9 protein-coding genes and 1 tRNA gene are annotated in these 22360 nt (G+C 31.3%); 9 read left to right on the forward strand and 1 reads right to left on the reverse strand.

Translation table 11 applies throughout. From position 1 onward, the window contains the following. Nucleotides 1-13: 13 nt before the first annotated feature. From rplA to EDL80_RS00945, 8 genes are all read left to right on the forward strand, one after another. The gene (rplA, locus tag EDL80_RS00910; protein WP_158406340.1) at nt 14-679 is read left to right on the forward strand and encodes a 50S ribosomal protein L1; all 666 of its coding nucleotides are present in this window, start codon (nt 14-16) and stop codon (nt 677-679) included. Nucleotides 680-696: 17 nt separating this feature from the next. After that, entirely contained in the window at nt 697-1179 is a 483-nt protein-coding gene (rplJ, locus tag EDL80_RS00915; protein ID WP_158406341.1) for a 50S ribosomal protein L10, read from the forward strand. 45 nt (nt 1180-1224) lie between these two features. Beyond that, nucleotides 1225-1620, forward strand: coding sequence for a 50S ribosomal protein L7/L12 (gene rplL, locus EDL80_RS00920; protein WP_158406342.1), 396 nt, complete (start codon nt 1225-1227; stop codon nt 1618-1620). Between the two features lie 50 nt (nt 1621-1670). After that, entirely contained in the window at nt 1671-5813 is a 4143-nt protein-coding gene (rpoB, locus tag EDL80_RS00925) for a DNA-directed RNA polymerase subunit beta (protein ID WP_158406343.1), read from the forward strand. A 19-nt stretch (nt 5814-5832) separates the two neighbouring features. Continuing rightward, a complete protein-coding gene (gene rpoC, locus EDL80_RS00930) occupies nt 5833-10071 on the forward strand; it encodes a DNA-directed RNA polymerase subunit beta' (RefSeq protein ID WP_158406344.1) in 4239 nt (1412 codons plus the stop codon). 1626 nt (nt 10072-11697) lie between these two features. After that, nucleotides 11698-12801, forward strand: coding sequence for an aminotransferase class I/II-fold pyridoxal phosphate-dependent enzyme (locus EDL80_RS00935; protein WP_158406345.1), 1104 nt, complete (start codon nt 11698-11700; stop codon nt 12799-12801). Between the two features lie 401 nt (nt 12802-13202). Continuing rightward, nucleotides 13203-13276, forward strand: a tRNA-Arg gene (locus EDL80_RS00940). 27 nt (nt 13277-13303) lie between these two features. Next, nucleotides 13304-13720, forward strand: a complete 417-nt coding sequence (locus EDL80_RS00945) for a DedA family protein (RefSeq protein ID WP_158406346.1) — start codon at nt 13304-13306, stop codon at nt 13718-13720. A 947-nt stretch (nt 13721-14667) separates the two neighbouring features. Here EDL80_RS00945 and EDL80_RS00950 read toward each other — a convergent pair. Further along, nucleotides 14668-15303: a ribonuclease HII gene (locus tag EDL80_RS00950; RefSeq protein ID WP_158406347.1), complete on the reverse strand. Its 636-nt coding sequence runs from the start codon at nt 15301-15303 to the stop codon at nt 14668-14670. Nucleotides 15304-16455: 1152 nt separating this feature from the next. Between EDL80_RS00950 and EDL80_RS00955 the strand changes: the two genes are divergently transcribed. Next, nucleotides 16456-22209 (forward strand): hypothetical protein, encoded by a 5754-nt coding sequence (locus EDL80_RS00955; RefSeq protein ID WP_158406348.1) that lies wholly within the window; start codon nt 16456-16458, stop codon nt 22207-22209. Nucleotides 22210-22360 lie beyond the last annotated feature (151 nt).

A 22360-nucleotide genomic window follows, 5' to 3' on the forward strand; every position in this document is an offset into this window, starting at 1 on the left:
ATACGGGGATTATATGAGTTTGTTAGCAAATAATGATGGAATTTATGATGCTGCGTCTGGTTTTAGGAAAGTTATAGAATCTGCTAAAGCTAATTTTTGTGAGTCTGTAGATCTTGCAATTAATCTTAATATTAATAGCTCAAAATCTGATGAGCAAGTTAGAGGATCAGTTGTATTACCTAAAGGATTGGGCAGAGAAGTAAGAGTTGCAGTGTTTGCTAAAGGAGGACATTTGGATGCAGCAAAAGAAGCTATGGCTGATATTGTGGGTGATGAAGATTTAATTGAAGAAATAAAGCGAAAAAAATGTAAGTTAGATGTAGATTGGTGTCTTACTACTCCAGATTTTATGCCTTCGGTATCTTCTATTGCTAAGATTTTAGGGCCTAGGGGATTAATGCCAAATCCTAAGTTTAATACAGTGACTTTTGATCTTGTTAAAGCTATAAAAATTATAAAATCTGGTCAGATTAGGTTTAAATCTGATAAGGCAGGTATTGTTCATGTGAAAATTGGAAATGTTAAATTTTCTATAGAAGATTTATTACAAAATTTTAATGCAGTCATTGATGCAGTTAAACAATCTAAGCCTGCGTCTATCAAAGGTGTATATTTTAAAGATGTGTTTATTGTTTCAACTATGGGAAAATCTGTTAAAGTAGAAAGTTTAAATAATTAGTTATTGGAGTAAAAATAGTGAAGCGTAGTAGTAAGGAATTGCATCTAAGCAAAGTTGAGGGGTTATTTATAAAATTTAAGTATTTTATAATAGCTAATTTCCAGGGTATGGTAGCTAATGATTTTTTTTCTTTAAGAAAAGAATTAAAAATGGCTAGTAGTGGTTTAATGGTAACAAAAAATAGTCTTGCTCGTATTGCTCTAAAAAAAATAGGTAAGGAGGAATTATCTACTAAGTTTCATGGATCTGTTTTTATTGTCTATTCAGATGATATAATAGTGATTTCAAAGATTCTTGCAAAATTTATGAAAAATAATAAAAGCAAGATTAGTTTATTGTGTGCATGTGATGATGATGAAATATTAAGTAGTGATAAGGTTTCATATTTTGCTAGCTTGCCATCTTTAAGGGAATTGCATGCACAGATTATGAGTATGATATCTTATAATATTCCTGTAAGGTTAGCGTTGTGTTTAAAAGCTCTTGGTCAAAAAGAGTAAGTAAAGGCTTTATTGTTTATTGTTTTATTATTGGGGTTAATTGTTATGAGTAATATTGATATAGATAGTTTGGTAGATCAAATTTGTAGTTTGGATTTATGTAAGGCAGCAGAATTAGTAGATAAGATGGAGCAAAAGCTGGGGTTCCCAAAAGGTGGCTTATTAACTGCAGTGCCAGCTACAGGAGGTAGTCAAGCTGAAAGTGTAGTAGAGGAAAAAACGGAATTTTCTGTAATCTTTGACAGTTATGCTGCTGATAAGAAAATTTCTGTTATTAAGGCTGTTAGAGAGTGTACAAGTTTGGGATTGAAAGAAGCGAAAGAGTTTGTTGAAAAAGAAGGTGCAAAAGAATTAGTAGAAGGCAAAAAATATAAAAAAGAAGAAGCTGAAGAAATTAAGAAAAAACTTGAGGATGCTGGTGCAAAAGTCACAATTAAATAGGGAATTTTTTTATATTTTTGTTTGTAATTTATTAATCTTGAGGAATTTTAATGTCTTCTTCTGTAACTTCTAAATATGTATTAAATTCTTTTAATTCAGTGCCTAGGTTATCTTATGCAAAGTCTATAGATATTAAAGACTCGTTAACTGATTTAATAAAGATACAGAGAGATTCATATAATGCATTTATTGGAATAGATCGGGATGTTGATAGCGGTATAAAAAATATTTTTGAGTCTATGTTCCCTATACAAGATCTGTTAGGGCGTGCAGTACTTCAGTTTGTTAGTTATAGTATTGGTGAGCCACAGTATGATGAATATGAATGTATAAAAAGAGGTATTACTTATTCTGTTCCTATACGTATAGTTTTACGTTTTATAGTGTGGAAGGTTCAAGAAGTTTCTTTTAAAGAAGTAAAGTATGTGGTAGATGAGGAAACTTCAGAAAAAAGTATAAAGTACATAAAAGAACAAGAGGTATCTATAGGTGATCTCCCCACTATGACTTCTTATGGAACATTTATTATTAATGGAGTGGAAAGGGTTATAGTATCACAGATGCATCGTTCCCCTGGTGTATTTTTTGATAGTGATAAAGGGAAGACCTATAGTTCTGGGAAGTTAATTTACTTGGCTCGTATTATTCCTTATAGAGGGTCGTGGTTAGACTTTGAGTTTGATATAAAAGATATATTGTATTTCCGTATTGATAGAAAGAGAAAGTTACCGGTTTCTTTATTGTTGAGGGCTTTAGGCTTATCTAATAGTGAAATTTTAGATACCTTTTATGACAAGATACATTATCGAAGATGTGAAAGAGGATGGATAGTACCATTTGTTGTAGATAGATTTAGGGGTGTAAGATTATCTTATGATCTGATTGATGTAGATGGAAATGTATTAGTAAAGGCTAACACGAGAATTACTTTAAGGATGGCTAAAAAGTTAGCTAACGATGGGTTAAAAAAGTATTTAGTTCCATTTGCTGAGATTCAAGGGTTATTTATTGCTAATGATTTGATGGATCCTACTGGCAATATAATGATTATGTGTGCAGGTGAAAGCATCACTAGTGAACATGTAAATAAATTACAGTTGTTTGATATCAATGAAATTTTTGTTTTAAATATAGATTTTCTAACAGTTGGTCCATATATTTTGAATACATTATTTTTAGATAAAAATGTATCATATGAAGATGCTCTTTTTGAAATATATAAGGTTTTACGTTCTGGGGAGTCTCCTAGTTTGGACACAATGAAGGCATTTTTTGATGGACTATTTTTTGAAAAAGAAAGGTATGATTTATCCACTGTTGGAAGAATAAAATTAAATGACCATCTAGGGTTAAATATTAGTGAAGATGTTACTGTATTAACTAAGGATGATATAATCCATGTTATAAAGAAGTTAGTATTGTTAAGAGATGGCGAAGGTTTTGTTGATGATATAGATCATCTTGGTAATAGAAGAGTAAGATCTGTTGGTGAGTTTATTGAAAATCAATTTAGAATTGGTATATTGAGACTTGAAAGGATGATAATGGATTACATGTCTTCTGTAAATTTTGATAATGCAATGCCATGTGACTTTGTAAATCCTAAGGTATTAGCTACAGTACTAAAAGATTTCTTTAGTTCTTCTCAACTTTCTCAATTTATGGATCAAACTAATCCATTATCTGAAGTTACCCATAAGCGTAGATTATCTGCACTTGGGCCAGGTGGTTTGACTAGAGAAAGAGCTGGCTTTGAAGTTAGAGATGTTCATCCAACTCATTATGGTAGAATTTGTCCAATTGAAACCCCAGAAGGTCAGAATATTGGGTTGATAAGTAGTTTGGCTATATATGCTCGTATTAATAAACATGGATTTATTGAAAGCCCATACAGAAAAGTAGATAATGGGGTTGTTACTGATAAGGTTGAGTATTTATTAGCTATGCAAGAGAGTAATTACTATATTGCAGATGCTAGTGCTACTCTTGATAAAAATAACAGGTTTGTTGATGATATGTTATATTGTAGACATGATGGCAATTTTGTTATGGTAAAGAGAGAGCAAGTTGATTACATAGATGTATCCCCGAAACAAATTGTATCTGTAGCTGCATCGTTAATTCCTTTCTTAGAAAATAATGATGCAAATCGTGCTCTGATGGGATCTAATATGCAACGTCAGGCGGTGCCATTGTTGAAAGCAGATGCTCCTTTAGTTGGTACTGGGATGGAATCGGTAGTTGCAGCTGGTTCAGGTACTGTTGTTTTAGCAAAACGTAGTGGAATTGTTCATAGGGTAGATGGTTTATATATAGTAATACGTGCATTTGATAAGGAGAAGAATGAATATTTAGGTGTCGATATTTATAATTTAAGGAAATTTCAGCGTTCTAACCATAATACTTGTATTAACCAAAAGCCATTAGTAAAACCTGGGGATTATGTAAAAGTAAATGATGTAATTGCTGATGGGTCTGCAATTGATCAAGGTGAACTTGCATTAGGAAAGAACGTATTGGTTGCTTTCATGTCGTGGCAAGGGTATAACTTTGAAGATTCAATAGTTATTTCAAGTGAAGTTGTTAAAAAAGATGTATTTACTTCGATACATATAGAAGAGTTTGAATGTGTAGTAAGGGATACTGCACTTGGTCCAGAGAAAATTATGAGATCCATTCCTGATGTTAATGAGGATAGTTTATCTCATCTAGATGATGTTGGTATTGTGAATGTTGGTGCTGAAGTTTCTGCAGGAGACATTTTAGTAGGGAAAGTGACTCCTAGACCTCCTGTTTCTTTACCGCCAGAGACAAAGTTATTAGTTACTATATTTGGTGAAAAAGTATTTGATTGTGTGGATTCATCTTTATATTTACCAATTGATGTTGAGGGAACAGTAGTTGATGTACATGTGTTTGTGCGTCGTGGTGTTGAAGAGAATGATAGATCTCTTCTGATTAAGCAAAATGAAATTAATGGGTTCATCAAAGAAAGAGATTATGAAATTGATGTTGTAAGTGAGTACTTTTATGATGAACTAAAGAGAGTGTTAGTAAATACTAATGCACAATATAATAATCAAAATATGGAAGATTATTTAGCATCAATTCCACAGAAGAGCTGGTGGGATATCAAGTTATATGATGAATCTGTATTATCCCAAATTAATGACTTAAAAGAAAAGTTTGATTCAATGATTCAAAATGCTCATAGTAAGTTTGATCAAAAGATAGATAAACTTAATTATGGATATGATCTTCCTCAAGGTGTTTTATGTATAGTAAAGGTTTTTGTTGCAGTTAAACATAATCTGCAACCTGGTGATAAGATGGCAGGTAGACATGGGAATAAGGGGGTTATTTCTCGTATTGTTCCTGTTGAAGATATGCCATATTTAGAAGATGGTACTCCTGTTGATATTATACTTAATTCTTTGGGTGTTCCTTCTCGTATGAATGTTGGACAAATCTTAGAGACACATCTAGGCTGGGCATCTGTTAATTTAGGTAAGAAGATAGGGCATATATTGGATAATATTGATGAATTGACAATTACCCATCTTAGAAATTTCTTGGATCAGGTATATGATGGTCAAGATTTGAAGTATAGTATCCAATCCATGAGTGATGATGATTTGTTAGTTTTTGCAGAAAGGTTACGTGATGGTGTACCAATGGCAGCACCAGTATTTGAAGGGCCAAAAGATAGTCAAATTTCTAACTTATTGAAATTAGCTGATCTAGATGTTTCTGGTCAAGTGGATCTTTATGATGGACGTATAGGTGAGAAATTTGATCGTAAAGTTACTGTGGGGTACATATATATGCTTAAATTACATCACTTGGTTGATGATAAGATACATGCAAGATCTGTAGGTCCATATGGGTTAGTGACTCAGCAACCATTAGGAGGTAAATCTCACTTTGGTGGTCAACGTTTTGGGGAGATGGAATGTTGGGCATTACAAGCTTATGGTGCTGCTTATACTTTACAAGAAATGCTTACAGTAAAATCTGATGATATTGTGGGAAGAGTTAAAATTTATGAATCTATCATTAAGGGTGATAGTAATTTTGAGTGTGGTATACCAGAATCATTTAATGTGATGGTAAAAGAATTACGTTCATTATGTTTAGATGTTGCTTTAAAGCAAGATAAAGATTTCTTACATGACAAAAAAGTTAATAATTGATAGTTAAGGGTAGTAGTGTATGAAGATGTTGGATTTATATGGCTATACTAGCATTGCACAATCTTTTGATAAGATTTGTATATCTATAGCTAGCCCTGAAAGCATAAGAGCAATGTCGTATGGTGAAATTAAAGATATTTCTACCACTAATTATCGTACGTTTAAGGTGGAAAAAGGTGGATTGTTTTGTCCTAAGATATTTGGACCAGTTAACGATGATGAATGTTTATGTGGTAAGTACAGAAAAAAACGTTATAGGGGCGTAATCTGTGAAAAGTGTGGTGTTGAAGTAACTTCATCAAAAGTACGTAGGGAAAGAATGGGGCATATAGAACTTGTATCTCCTGTTGCTCATGTTTGGTTTTTAAAGTCTTTGCCATCACGTATAGGTGCTTTACTCGATATGCCACTTAAGTTAATAGAAAGTATTTTATATAGTGGTGATTTTGTAGTTATTGATCCTATTGCAACTCCATTGTCTAAAGGTGAGGTTATTAGTGAAAGTGCTTATAATCAAGCGAAAGATAATTATGGGGAAGATAGTTTTATTGCATTGACTGGGGCTGAAGCTATAAGAGAGTTGTTAGTTAGGTTAGATCTTCATGCAATAAATGCAAGTTTGAGAAGTGAATTAGAATCTACAACTTCAGAAATGAAGAGAAAGAAAATAGTAAAAAGGTTACGTATTGTAGAGAATTTTATTAATTCTGGTAATAGACCAGAATGGATGATATTAACGGTGATTCCAATTTTACCACCTGATTTAAGACCACTTGTTTCTTTGGAAAATGGGAGACCTGCAGTTTCTGATTTAAATCATCATTATAGGACTATTATTAATCGTAATAATAGATTAGGTAAGTTGTTAAAGCTTAATCCTCCTGCGATTATGATACGTAATGAGAAAAGAATGCTACAGGAAGCTGTTGATGCTCTTTTTGATAGTACACGTCGTAGTTATGTTTCCAATAAAGCTGGTAGTGTGGGTTATAAGAAGTCATTAAGTGACATGCTCAAAGGTAAACAAGGGCGTTTTAGACAGAATTTGTTAGGAAAGAGAGTGGACTATTCTGGTAGATCAGTAATAGTTGTGGGTCCTAATTTAAAGCTGCATCAATGTGGTTTACCTAAGAAAATGGCCTTAGAATTATTCAAGCCCTTTATTTGTTCTAAGCTAAAAATGTATGGTATTGTTCCAACAGTAAAATTAGCGAATAAAATGATACAAAATGAAAAACCAGAAGTTTGGGATATTTTAGATGAGGTTATACATGAGCATCCTATATTATTAAACAGAGCTCCTACTTTACATAGATTAGGTATACAAGCATTTGATCCGGTGTTGATAGAAGGAAAAGCAATACAATTACATCCTTTGGTGTGTAGTGCATTTAACGCTGACTTCGATGGAGATCAGATGGCTGTTCATATACCTTTGTCACTTGAAGCTCAACTTGAAGCTAGAATATTGATGATGTCTACTAATAATATTTTGAGTCCTTCTAATGGTAAACCGATAATTGTACCTTCTAAAGACATAATACTTGGGATATATTATTTGACTTTGCAAGATCATGTTGAGCCTGCAGACATTTTATTCTTTGGTGATTTTAGCCACGTAGAATACGCGTTGCATAATAAGGATATACATATATGTACTAAGATTAAGTACAAGATGAATTATTGTAATACTAATCCATTAGATGGTAATGTTACATATTATTCAAAAATTATAGAAACTACACCTGGTAGGTTGATATTATGGCAGATATTTCCAGAACATAAGAATTTAACTTTTGATTTAGTAAATCAGGTACTAACTGTAAAAGAAATCACGTCTATAGTTGATTTAGTATATAGAAGTTGTGGTCAAAGTGAGACTGTTGAATTTTCAGATAAATTAATGTCGCTTGGGTTCAAGTATGCTTCTCAGTCTGGGATTTCATTTGGACGTAGAGATATGATCATTCCAGATACTAAAACAATGCATGTAGATAATGCAAGTGAGAAAATTAAAGAATTTGCTATGCAGTATCAGGATGGATTAATTACGAAGAGTGAGAGATATAATAAAGTTATAGATGAATGGTCTAAGTGTACTGATCTTATTGCTAAAGATATGATGAAAGCTATTTCTGTATATGATGAAGAAGATAAATTGAATTCTATTTATATGATGGCTCATTCTGGGGCTAGGGGATCTGCATCTCAGATGAAACAATTAGCTGGAATGAGAGGATTAATGGCGAAGCCTTCAGGTGAAATTATTGAAACTCCTATCATCTCTAATTTCCGGGAAGGATTGAATGTATTTGAATACTTCAATTCAACACATGGTGCAAGAAAAGGTTTAGCAGATACAGCTTTGAAAACAGCGAACTCTGGATACTTAACTCGTAGGCTTGTTGATGTTGCTCAGGATTGTATAGTTGTTCAGTATGATTGTAAGACACATAATGGTTTTGCTATGAGATCGGTTATTGATGGTGGTACTGTAGTTGAAACTTTAGATAATATTATCTTAGGAAGGGTAGCTGCTGTTGATGTGTATAATCCTATAACTAAAGAGTTGCTTGTAAAAGCAGGGGAGTTGATAGATGAGGCTAAAGTAGAAAAAATAAAAATAGCGGGGTTGGATGCTGTTAAAGTAAGATCTCCTCTTACTTGTGAGGCTAAAAAAGGTATTTGTGCGTTGTGTTATGGTAGGGATCTTGCTATTGGTGATATTGTATCTATAGGTGAGGCTGTTGGAGTAATTGCTGCTCAATCTGTTGGTGAACCTGGTACTCAGTTGACTATGCGTACTTTCCACGTTGGAGGTACTGCAATGAGAGGGGTTGAGACTTCAAATTTAATAGCTGTATTGGATGCTAAGGTTAAATTAGTCAATAGTAATGTTGTTGAAGATAAGTATGGCAATAAGATTGTGATGAGTAGATCGTGTGATGTAGTATTGCTTGATAGTGTTGGAAATGAGAAAATGCGTCATAGTATTCCTTATGGTGCTCGGCTCTATGTAAATGATGGTCAACTTGTTAAAATTACTGAAAAAATTGCTGATTGGGATCCTTATACAATGCCTATTATTACTGAGAAAACTGGTATAATTAAGTATATGGATTTGATAGATGGTGTATCAATTAATGAAGTATTGGATGAATCTACTGGTATTTCTAATAGGGTAGTAGTCGATTGGAAGTTACATTTGCAAGGTGCTAATTTAAGACCTAGGTTAGTTCTAGTTGATGATAATGGTAATGTTATAACATTGTCTAGTGGGTTGGAAGCTAATTATTTTATACCAATAGGGGCAGTATTAAGTGTACAAGATGGACAAAAAGTTCATGCTGGTGACATAATTACCAGAATTCCACGAGAATCCATTAAAACTAGGGATATTACAGGTGGTTTACCAAGAGTAATTGAGTTATTTGAGGCACGTCGTCCAAAAGAGCATGCTATAGTGAGTGATATTGATGGTTATGTTGAATTTGGGAAAGATTATTACAGATCTAAAAGACGTATATTTATTAAACCAGTAGATGATAAGTTATCTCCTGTAGAGTATTTAGTGCCTAAAGGTAAGCATACTATTGTAAATGAAGGTGATTTTGTACATAAAGGAGATTTGTTGATGGATGGTGATCCTGATCCTCATGATATATTACGTGTATTGGGAGTAGAAGCCTTAGCAAATTACATGATTGCTGAAATCCAGCAGGTTTATAGATTACAAGGTGTACGTATTGATAATAAACATATAGAAGTAATTTTAAGACAGATGTTACAAAAGGTTGAAATATTTGAACCAGGGGATACTATGTATCTAATAGGGGAAAATGTAGATATAGAAGAAGTTATAAAAACCAACAATGATATGGAAAAAATTGGTAAGTCGCCTGCTAAATATATACCAATACTACAAGGTATTACTAGAGCGAGTCTTGATACTAATTCATTTGTTTCTGCAGCTTCATTCCAAGAAACTACAAAAGTACTTACAGAAGCAGCATTTTCTGGTAAAGAAGACTCTTTATATGGATTAAAGGAAAATGTTATTGTAGGTAGATTAATACCAGCAGGAACTGGATTTTTAATGAATAAAATAAAGAAATTATCTTTACTAAATAAGGATGATTATTCTATGTATTATAATAGTGAATATCAAGATCTAGCATCGATTGAAGCTGATGATCATTATAATAACTGCGGCATTTCTGATGGAGTGTCTGATACTGGGGGTGTTGTTGATTACTAAGAATTAAATATAGTATTACAATTTGTTTTTTGGTGTGTAATTTTGAGATTATAATTAGGTGTACTCGGTATTGTGTGTTGTAATCTACTTATATTTATTATTGGTATTGGACAGTTGATTTAGTCTTAATATATTTTAGTAGGTTGCTGCATAGTTATTTAAAAAGCACCATACTTTAAATTACGGCTGTATTATCCATACAAGTATTAATTATGCTAATAAGTTATGGTGCCAGGTCTACGGTTTTTTCTTTTATATTTATACTACAGTCCAATGGTAGGTATTTATTCAAATTAAGTATAATATGAATTATTTTTATGACTTTTTAGTTTGTTGTATGCATTAATTTCTGTTTATTTATAATGCTATTCATATTAGAGGTGTATTGTGTTTTAATTTTGTAAGTTTCTAATATTTCTAAATAGTATTTTGTATATTATCTTATTATTGAATCTATTTATTAAGAATTTCAGTTCTATCTAAGTAATATTTAGTACAAGTAAGACCTGTGAAATGTTTACATATTGTTATTAAATATTCATATTATATACCTTGTAGTTGTTGATAATTTTGTACGTTTTAGAATATAAGCTGGGTGGCTTATTATGTAGTATTTTTAGAATATGGGGTCTATAAGATATGCATGTTTTGAATAAATGTGTTTTATGAAGGATGTGTATTCTATCTAAGTGATATTTAATGCGAATAAGATCTGTGAAATGTTTACATATTGTTATTAAATACTCAAATTATATACTTTGTAGTTGTTGATAATTTTGTACGTTTTAGAATATAAGCTGAGTGGCTTATTATGTAGTATTTTTAGAATATGGGGTCTATAAGATATGCATGTTTTGAATAAATGTGTTTTATGAAGGATGTGTATTCTATCTAAGTGATATTTAATGCGAATAAGATCTGTGAAGTGTTTACATATTGTTATTAAATATTCATATTGTATACACTGTAATTGTGATAATTTTTTATATTTTGAATGTAGGCTAATACATAGTAAAATGTTGAAAGTTTATATTTAGAATATAAGGATTATGTTGTTGTTTATCTTTGGTTTTCAATTATAAAAAGTGAAGTTTATTATATAGGTTGTGCTAATGGTAAGTGTATATTGCTATAGTGGTAGGGAATTCTGTGTTTAAGTGAAGCTGTACGTTGTTACGTTAAAGTTAATAGTGATGTTTTGTAATGTAAACTTTGGAGATTAAACGGGTTAAGTATTGATTATGGAGACTTATATAGGAATAGATAATGAATTGTACAGTTTAGTAGTTGAATATTTGTGATATTTAGTTGTATGTTTCAGTTATTTTCTAGTGGGATTTCTTGAAAAGTATTTTATATTTTTTTATTTTTATCAGAGTAAATGTTTGTGGTAAAACAGTACGCTGAACCTATTACAGGATTGATATATCTTTGGTACTGTTAGGAGAGATTTAATATAATTTTTTGTATATGAGATTTTTTCTGTGTGTTGTTTTCTTATTATAATCTTGAAATACAGATGCTGGAATGTTGTTCTAATATCATTGGAAGAATAGGTAATGTTATGATATGAAATAACGATATTATATAATAAATCATTATAGAGAAGGCAAATATTGGTACGTTATGTTAGACCAAGTGTTGAATCAAGAGCTGATAGAATTGAAACATAGTAGTATGTATAGAGAACTTCCTAACATTACTAGATATGATGCCGGATGTATGATTTATCACAATGATAAAAAATTAGTGTCCTTTTCATGTAATAATTATTTAGGGTTAATAGGTCATCCTATATTAAAAAAATCGGCTATTGATGCAATAAATCTTTATGGAGTAGGAGCTGGAGCTTCTAGAATGATTACTGGGGATAATTGTTTGTATCACTGTTTAGAATCTAAGTTAGCTAAATTATATGATAAAGAGATGGCTCTAGTATTTAGTAGTGGTTATTTAGCTAATGTAGGGGTAATTTCTGCCTTGATATGTAGACATGATATGGTAGTTTCTGATAAATTAGTACACTCTTCTATTATTGATGGAATCAAGCTTTCACAAGCTAAAAACTATAGATTTAAACATAATGATTATCTAGATTGTGAATATATTTTAGAAAAATATAGAAATTTACATAGGCGCTGTTTAATTATTGTTGAACAAGTATATAGTATGGATGGTGATATCGCACCTATTAAACAGTTAAAAGTATTGGCAAGAAAGTACAATGCGTGGCTTATTACCGATTGTGCTCATAGTCTTGGATTGATGATGCATTCTGATTCGGATATATATGTGGGTACTTTATCTAAAGCAGCTGGTGTTTTGGGTGGATATGTGTGTGCGTCTGAAGTTGTAATAAAATATATACAAAATAAAGCAAAGACTTTTATATATACAACAGCATTACCACCAATGGTAGTTGCAGCTGCGAGTTCTGCATTGGACATTATTAATAAATCTGTTATAGATGCTCCGATTAAACTTGCAAAGTTTTTCTGTAAGAATTTAGGCTTTCCAGAACCTAGTAGTCATATAGTGCCGATAATTATGAAAGATGTAACCACTGCTTTAAGTGCACAGAAAGTTTTACAAGAAGAAGGATTATTCGTTATTGCAATACGTCCTCCTACTTCTCCTACCCCAAGATTAAGGTTTGTATTTAATGCATCTCATAAACTGTCTGACGTGGAAAGATTATGTGAAGTTCTTAAACAAAGAAAAATAGTGTAGTTTTATTTCTATGTTGTATTAATTAAAAACGCTATTAATATTTTAATAACATAGGAATCCTAGGTCATAATAGAGTCATTTTATGTTACTTCTTTTATAGTGGTATTGAGATGTATGTTTTTTTGATCTTTAATAGTTATTGATGAAAAATCACATGAGATTTTATAATGAGAGTAGGATAATAAAAAGTTGTCACTTATGTCTATATGTTAGAAACAAAATTCATTTTTTATATGAATAATTTTGTTTATTTACACTATGGTTTGTTAACATACTAAGTGATGTTCATTTATGTATAAAGTAGTTATATTTTTAAATCAGATATGTTTGTATGTAGTGTTATGTAAGTTTGAAAATTTATTTACATTATACAGATAATGGATATGATTGAATCGTATGTTGGGGCCGTAGCTCAGTAGGATAGAGCATTAGATTCCTAATCTGGAGGTCGTGCGTTCAAATCGCACCGGTCCCATTGAAGTATAATATGGTATATCTACATATGCTAGAAATTTATAGCTTATTGTTTATTGATAGTTTAGTTGCTGCTCTTGTGCTTCCACTAAATAAGGTGTTAATATTTAAGATAATGAGTTATTTTGGAGGCTATAATTATTTTTTAATGTTGTTAGTGGCAACGCTGGGATCAGTAGTTGGTAGCATTATTAATTGGGTACTTGGCAGGATGATAATTTGTGCACGTATGGGATATCATAAAACGCAAGATGATTATGGCAGGCTAGGTCGTTATATCTGTTCAGTTTTAATGTTATTATCCTTAGTATGTTCATGGGTTCCAGTATGGGGTGCCATTGTTAATATATTGTCTGGATATTTTAGAATAAGAATTTTAGATCTAATGGGGTTGGTTTTTATATCTTATTTAGGGTATTTTATTTATTGTATAATAGTATTGTAACTTGTAGTATCTATAAAAAAATAGCATTACATGTCTTAAAATTATTTAATTAATATCCACTATAATGGTGGGTTGTCTATCTCTAAAGTTAGTTTTCTTTTTTACGTAGTATATCTTCTCTATTGTTACATATAGTAATTTTGTATATCTAGTTTTAATGAATTTGGTTTTATAAATCTGTAGTATATTAACTATAGTAGCAATTGTAGTAAAGAGTTTGTAATTTCTACAGTGCATTGAGAATAGAGTTTAATGTTTTATGTAGTATGTTCTCTTATGTATGTATTGTAATTTTAGTAAATGTGATCTTATGAACCTTGTAATATATTAGTTATGGTAGCGGTTGTAGTAAAAGGATTTGTGATTTCTACAGTGTATTGAGAATAGAGTTTAATGTTTTACGTAGTATGTTCTCTTATGTATATATTGTAATTTTAGTAAATGTGATCTTATAAACCTTGTAATATATTAGTTATGATAGCGATTGTAGTAAAAGGATTTGTGATTTCTACAGTGTATTGAGAATAGAGTTTAATGTTTTACGTAGTATGTTCTCTTATGTATACATTGTATTTTAGTAAATATGATCTTATGAACCTTGTAATATATTAGTTATGGTAGCGGTTGTAGTAAAGAGTTTGTAATTTCTACAATGCTTTGGAATAGTGTTTAATGTTTTACGTAGTATGTTCTCTTATGTATGTATTGTATTTTAGTAAATATGATCTTATGAACCTTGTAATATATTAGTTATGATAGCGATTGTAGTAAAAGGATTTGTGATTTCTAAAATACATAGGATATGATGTTGATTTTTATATAGCTGGTTTTTAGTGAATTTGATTAAATACTTTTAAGGTATAATTATTTATGTTTAGTAATTAAGTATTTAAACATATTTTTGTAAAAAGGTTTTAGTGATATTTGGTTTTGTGCATATTGAATTACTAGTTTTTATAAGTATGGGTAATTTGTGATATTGGAGTAAATGTATTTCTGTGGTATATAGTTTTTCCATATTTATATAAAGATGTTATGTGATCTTTAGTTCCATATCCTTTGTTTTTGTGCCAATGATATTTTGGGTACTGTGTATGTAACATTTCCATAAGTCTATCTCGTGTAACTTTTGCTATTATAGATGCAGCAGCAATTGATGTACTAATGGTATCTCCTCCTATGATTGCTTGTGCATTCCACGGTATATCTGGTACTTTATTTCCATCTATTATTACATAATCTATATCTGTATGAGCATTTAGACCTGTTAGTGCCCTTTTCATTGCGATGTGTGTGGCATTTAATATATTATGTTCGTCTATTTCTGATATATGTGCAAATCCTATGCTCCATTTTACTATTGTGATGATATGATTATAAATCTTTTGTCTTTTTGTTGGAGTTAGTTTTTTTGAATCGTTAATATCTAGTATTATATTGTTATTGTAATTTGGAAAAAAAACGGCTGCTGATACTACAGGGCCAGCTAGAGACCCGTACCCTACCTCATCAACTCCTGCGATGACACAGTTGCTATTATTTTTTAATTTTAATATTTCATTTTCTATAGAGAAATCTGGCATAATATTATTTTAGTAGTTATTAATTTATGTAAACATTTTTATAAAATGTGTAGTGTGTATAATGTATGGGGCTTAGTAAAACATTAAATATAAATAATATATATTTCAAGATCTACAATAAAAAATCATCAGTTGTGTATGTAATCCTTAATAATGTATGTGTGAATAGGATAATATTGTAAATGTAATGAAATTTGTTAATCTTGTATGTTAAATTGGATTTTTTACTGATATTGTGGTAAGTTATCTGGATCTATGTTACAAATTATATTGTCCAGTTGTTTAATGTAGAACGTTAGATTATAGCAAGTTTGATCATCCACTATTTATTAAAAAATTTATTTATTATATTAATTTTTTTATATTGACTTATTATTTTTTTTACATATATTGTGAATGTTTATATATTAAATTGGTATAAATAATAAAAAATGAATCTTAACATTGTGTATTTGTTGCATTAATATTTATTAAAAATTAGGAGGATGGTTTTATACGGTGAAAAATATCGATTATATTGTAATGATGGACATTTTAAGCACAGAAAACATTATATTTTTCTTGTTGTGTTGTTATGATAATCCATACTATAGGCTTATTAGGTAGGTAATATTTTAATTGGTGATTCTGTGTTCTTGTTTAGTTAAACTTTTGTTTTTGACTTTATTATTAGTGGCATGTTATCTTGTAAGATTATTATAAACTAGCTAAATATTTAGTTAATAGTTTAATTATTTGATAATCTGATTCAGAAATTGTGTGGCATAGAGTTTGTAGTCTCTAATTAAATAAAGTTATTTATTGTAGATTAAACTGTAAACATAGTAGATTACATTTGTTTACATATTAATTTATTTATAAATTAGTTAAAAATTAAAAAGTCCAGTTATAGTATTAGAAAAATAAGTACTACCATATTTATTGAGTATAAAGTAATTTTAAAGCTTCTCATGGAGAAAATTCTAACGCTAAGTTGTTTTATGCTTATTGTTTGTGTTTTTTGTTTTGTTAATGCAGTTGCCTTATATTTATCTTAATTTCTTACTTGATGAATGTAATGGATGTTTATGTAACATGTTTTGTAATTATTTTTATATATTAATACCAGAACTATATAAATTAAGAAAAATATTTATAAATTAGGTTATATTAATGATGCTCAAATTTGCTGCTAAGTTTAAAGTTAAGGAGTCCTCTAGTTCTGGTAAACAATCCTCTGACCAACATCAGGCGAATGGTGTTTCAATTAAAGAGCATAGTGATGAAGTAGCAGAATATACTGTGCCAGATAGTGATGTTGATTTAGATGCTAATCGAGAAGTTATTGCACGATTAAATGAAAAATTGAGAGGAATATATGTAGGAATATATGATATTATTTCTAGGCAATTTGAAAAGAATTATGACCAGCAGGTAGCTTTTTTTGATGTAGTGTGCTTGTCCTGTATTGAGGATATTTTATATCGTGTAAATTGTATTCAGGATGTATTAGATGTTTCTGTTGGGTATGAAACTACATCACTTAATGTGTTATCTAAGAAAACTATTGATAGTCAGCATAATGCTTTCTGTACCACATGTGTAGATCGTATGATGAGTTCAAAGCATTCACGTAGGAGGAGACACAAAACTATGACAGTAGATAGTCAGAATGCTGGTTATTATACTGTAGCAGCAATTCAAGCGAATGTTGATGATAATAATGCTTCTTCTACATCAACTCAAGGAGTATTAAGACAAGACCACAGTGTAGTTGATAAGGAAGTTACTGATTCTGTTAAAATTCAAAGCGAGATAAGTAAGCAAGGAAATGGTCAGGATGATATATTTTCTTTTATTGATTATGATTTTAAGGTAGCAGTTAATAAAAGTAGTGAACTTGCATTCATTATAAAGCAGAGAAAGGTTATTGTTGAGTTAATTGAAAAAACGCAAATTATTATAAGAAACTTGTTGCAAATATTTAATGATACATCTGATGTAGAAAGTAGGGGATTTAAAAAAGGAATTATTAATCCTGTTATTCTGCTGAAGTTATTTAAGTTAGACTTAGAGATACATAATGTAATAGATCAGATGAATCAGTTGTGTTCTACATTGGAGGAATTGGGCAATCAATTGAGTGTTATGGTGTTAGATAGGGGGCAGAGTCAGGCTACAGAAATGGCTGATAGAGAGTCTTTTGGTAGATCACTTACATTAAATCGTATTGCGAGTAAGAAAAGGCAAATAATGTTAAAATCATCTAATAGTTTTAGTGGAGTTCACCCTTTATCTACGGTTACAAGAGAAAGAGCTGTACAAAAATATGATGTTATTAAAAAGGGCAGTGTTTTTCAACCTAATGTAGACCCTGTTAAGGTTAGGAGCCAGATTGAGAGCTATGATAAATTTGATCCGTTTGCTCCTGATGCTGCACATAAAATTAATGAGTTTTATATTTGGAATTGTATATCATCAAGTGCTGGTCGGGAAGAGTTAATGAGGACGTTAATTTTAGAAGTGGGTAATAAAGACCAGTTGATTAGAATACTATCTGCTGAAATTGATATGGATAAATTGGTTAAAATATTTCCTACAGTATTTACACAGAAACCTAGTAACATTGTTGGACACGGATCTTCTAATTTTAGTACAACAGAGCATGGACAGTTATTAAATTCAGTAGATTATAAGGTATATCCTACGTTGAGATCTTTTATATGCTATGTCAATAATAATTATGATCAAGAGTTGTGGTCTGTTCTTCAAGATGTAAGTACTGAAGATATCCTGATTGAAAATGATATTGTTATTACATCATATTTGGAAAATGAAGAAGAACAACATACTGTATTAGTAAGTGATGAACGTGGCATTGATGGTGTTGTAGTCAGTACAATAGAAAGTGTAAATCCTTATGAAGTTACTGTAACTGCAGGTGATTTGAGTAGTATTAATGGTCAAACTGATGGTGAGTCTATTGTTGTACCATCTTTGTCAGCAAAAGTTGATGTGGCAAGTAGTAGAACTGATGATGAACCTTCATATGAAAGAGTTGAATCCGAGTGTGTGGTATTACAAACAGATTTTAACATGCAGAGTGTAGATCCTTCAGGATCTGCTTTGGTTGCTGATGATTTAAGTAGTGTTAATAATCAAACTGATGGTGAGTCTATTGTTGTAGCATCTTTGTCAGTAAAAGTTGATGTGGCAAGTAGTAGAACTGATGATGAATCTTCATATGGAAGAGTTGAATCCGAGTGTGTGATATTACAAACAGATTTTAACATGCAGAGTGTAGATCCTTCGGGATCTGTTCTGGTTGCTGATGATTTAAGTAATGTTAATGGTCAAACTGATGGTGAGTCTATTATTGTACCATCTTTGTCAGCAAAAGTTGATGTGGCAAGTAGTAGAACTGATGATGAATCTTCATATGGAAGAGTTGAATCCGAGTGTGTGGTATTACAAACAGATTTTAACATGCAGAGTGTAGATCCTTCGGGATCTGCTTTGGTTGCTGATGATTTAAGTAGTGTTAATAATCAAACTGATGGTGAGTCTATTGTTGTAGCATCTTTGTCAGCAAAAGTTGATGTGGCAAGTAGTAGAACTGATGATGAATCTTCGTATGGAAGAGTTGAATCTGAGTGTATGGTATTACAAACAGATTTTAACATGCAGAGTGTAGATCCTTCAGGATTTGCTCTGGTTGCTGATGATTTAAGTAATGTTAATGGTCAAACTGATGGTGAGTCTATTGTTGTACCATCTTTGTCAGCAAAAGTTGATGTGGCAAGTAGTAGAACTGATGATGAATCTTCGTATGGAAGAGTTGAATCCGAGTGTGTGGTATTACAAACAGATTTTAACATGCAGAGTGTAGATCCTTCAGGATCTGCTCTGGTTGCTGATGATTTAAGTAGTGTTAATAATCAAACTGATGGTGAGTCTATTGTTGTAGCATCTTTGTCAGCAAAAGTTGATGTGGCAAGTAGTAGAACTGATGGTGAATCTTCATATGGAAGAGTTGAATCCGAGTGTATGGTATTAAAAACAGATTTTAGTGTGAAAGAAGATCAAGTAGGGAAAATAAAAATATGTGATGATGTTGTTGCTCAGGAAATACAAGGTGCTACTATAGAGTCATGTAGCAGTACAGAGAAGGTAGAAGGTGCTGCAGTCACAGGATCAAGTTTAGAAGAACAGGGGATTGTTAGGCGGGTTAGTAATGCAAAAACCTATGGTAGATCTGACAGTAGACGAAATAATATATTGTTTGTTGATGTGAATACTTTGGTAGTACCTGATGCTATTGAGAAATCGACTACTAGTATATCTGATAATATAGCAGTATCTGACAAATCTACACCTAAAGTTACTGTTGCGGAAGATAAGGTACCATGTGATTCTCTGCCTGGACCTTCTAGTAGTCAGATAAGAGTGAGTACTCGATTAACAGATACTATTTATTCAACATCTGCTCCATTAACTTTAAGGACCGGTAATGCAGGAGTTTCTCTTAGAAAAAAGAGTGGTAAAACAAAGAGTGTAGATCAGTTACCAGGTGAAGATTCTACAAATATGCTTAATCTTTCTGCTAGTAGGATATCGATAGGGGTATATAATTTTTTTGTAGTGCAATGTATGCTACATGAAGAAAATAGGCATGCGCTGTTAAAATCATTGATTTCTGATGTTGGTAGTAAAGAGCAGTTGATTAAAATATTGGTTGCAGAAATAGGTCAGGATAAATTACTTGAAATATTCCCTAGTATAGAACTATCTGAGGTTGAATCTAGTTTGAGTAGTAAACTTTGTGATATTGTGGTCAGGGATAGGAATGGCCTATTTATTAGGTATGATGATTCTGGAAATGTTAAAATAGTATATTTATTACAAATGTTTGTAGATTATGTATTAAATAATATACAGAAGAAAATAGATTGTAGTGCTAATATACCTCATATTTTAGAAGAAGAAGACAAATGTGCTAGTCAAAGTGTACAATCATCTGAAAGTATAGGTAATGTATCTTTACAAGATATGTCAAATATTATGAAAAAGGATTCATCTCTGTATGGGGTATCTGGAATTTCAAGTAAGGACACTTGTTTTGATCGTGGAGAGTTTTGTCGTAGTAATACTCTACCAAATTATAAGGCAAATAATCCATCGTCCAAATTATCTGGTCATAGTGCTCTTGGGATGGGTGTTGCTGATAGTATAAATGTGAAATCAAATTTAGGATCAAGAGTATCGCCTTATGGAGATTGTGATGATAGTAAAAATATGCCTTCAACAAGTGGTATGAATAATGGCAAGTTATCTATGAAAAGTGTTGCTGGGAGTGGAAAGTCAGATGCTAAATCAAAAAATACAGGTTCATTTGCTGATCAAAATTTTGTCTTCACAAGAACAGTAAAACGGCTATCATCATTTTCATCGGTAAGTAGTAAATGTACTAGTCTTTCTTCATCAGTTTCTAGCTTGGATGATTCTCAGGATTCGGTAGTTGTTGATGGTAGTTTGTGCAACTTAGTAAATAAATCTTTATTAGGTGTACGTAACGTTTCATCAAAACGTTCTGGAAAGAATTCTTCTATATTTAAGATGTCAAGTGATGTTTCTTACAAACGTCAAATTTTGACACCTGAAGAATTGAAGGCGTTTATCAAGGATTTGTTCGGACAGCTATGTAATACGGTCTATGGTATTGGTGGTCTGACTGAACGCTTGCGTTCAGAAAGTAAGTATATGCTTTTCAATTGGATAATGTTATGTATAATTAAGTCTTCAGATTTTGAGAAATGTGAAGCAACTATTATAAATGATATAAAGCCCTGTTGTAAGTACTATAAAACTATTCTTTCAGTTCCTGACCCTGAGATTTCAAGTTTGTATATTGAAGGCTTACATAGTCTGGATTGGATAAATTCTAAAGTGAAGCCTATTCATAGTTTAATCCATAAAGGAAAGTTGGAGGATGTGTTTTTTGCTATGGGTCAAGACAATATAAGATGTGAAACTAGAAAATATATGTCTGGTGTAAATGAAGAATTGGTTGAGAAATTAAGGAACTTATTTAGTGTATTTGATACTGAATGTATTGTGGAAGAAGATTTAACATTGTTTTCAGTACAAGGTCGAGTGATATTTTCTGAAGAGCATTTTAAATCTATACCTAATGATGCTACGTTGCGGGCAATGTTGTGTAAAGAAATCGTTATAATGGGTAATATTCCAAAAGGATTTCAAATAAATTGTCAAAGTATTAAGGTTTATGGCAATGTTCAGGGTTGTATCATATCAAATGATGGTTTAGTGGAGGTTAATGGATCAGTTTCTGGGCATGTTGTATGTAATAGCTTGTATAAATCCAGTAACAATGGGATTATTGTTCGAGGTGATGTAGCTAAATTTGCTAGTGTATCATGTACTAATGGTAATATTGAGATGTATGGAAATAACGTTGCTGGGGACATTACTGGTCAAAATACTGAAATAGTAATAAAAAGTGATGCATTTACAGGTTCTATATTTAGTTCGGATGGAATATATTTATATATTGCTTGTAAGGTTGGTAATGCTTTTTGGTTAAAGTTAAATAATATTAGAAATGTATTTATTGATTGTCACCTTAAGGTTAAGTATCTGTTAGCTTTTAGTTGTAGGTTTTGTGTTAAAAAAGGAAAAGACTTTAAATTAAGTGATAAATGTAGTGATTGTGAGGTTTCTTTATTATCAAGCAAGTTTTGGACGTTTGAAGTCTCAGAACTAAAACGTCTGATTGCGCTTGAGTTCAGTAAGCAAGAAGGTAATTCTGGTGCAATAAACACACAACGTGTTGATAATAATGTTCAAGGTGTGGTTGTGGATTCCCTTGCTTATGAAAGTGTTGTTCATGATTATGCTTGTAAGTAGAGGATATCTTGTGAAATTTCATTTAATGAAAGATTTTACTTTATTCTGGTAGTAAGTGATCATTAATAAATGTAATATAAGGTTTAGGTAATACTTGGATCATTATATAAAATGAGAGTGTATGGTGGCAGTCCAAATTATTTTTGTTAGG

Source organism: Ehrlichia ruminantium (assembly GCF_009728835.1).
In the GTDB taxonomy this organism is placed as follows: domain Bacteria; phylum Pseudomonadota; class Alphaproteobacteria; order Rickettsiales; family Anaplasmataceae; genus Ehrlichia; species Ehrlichia ruminantium_B.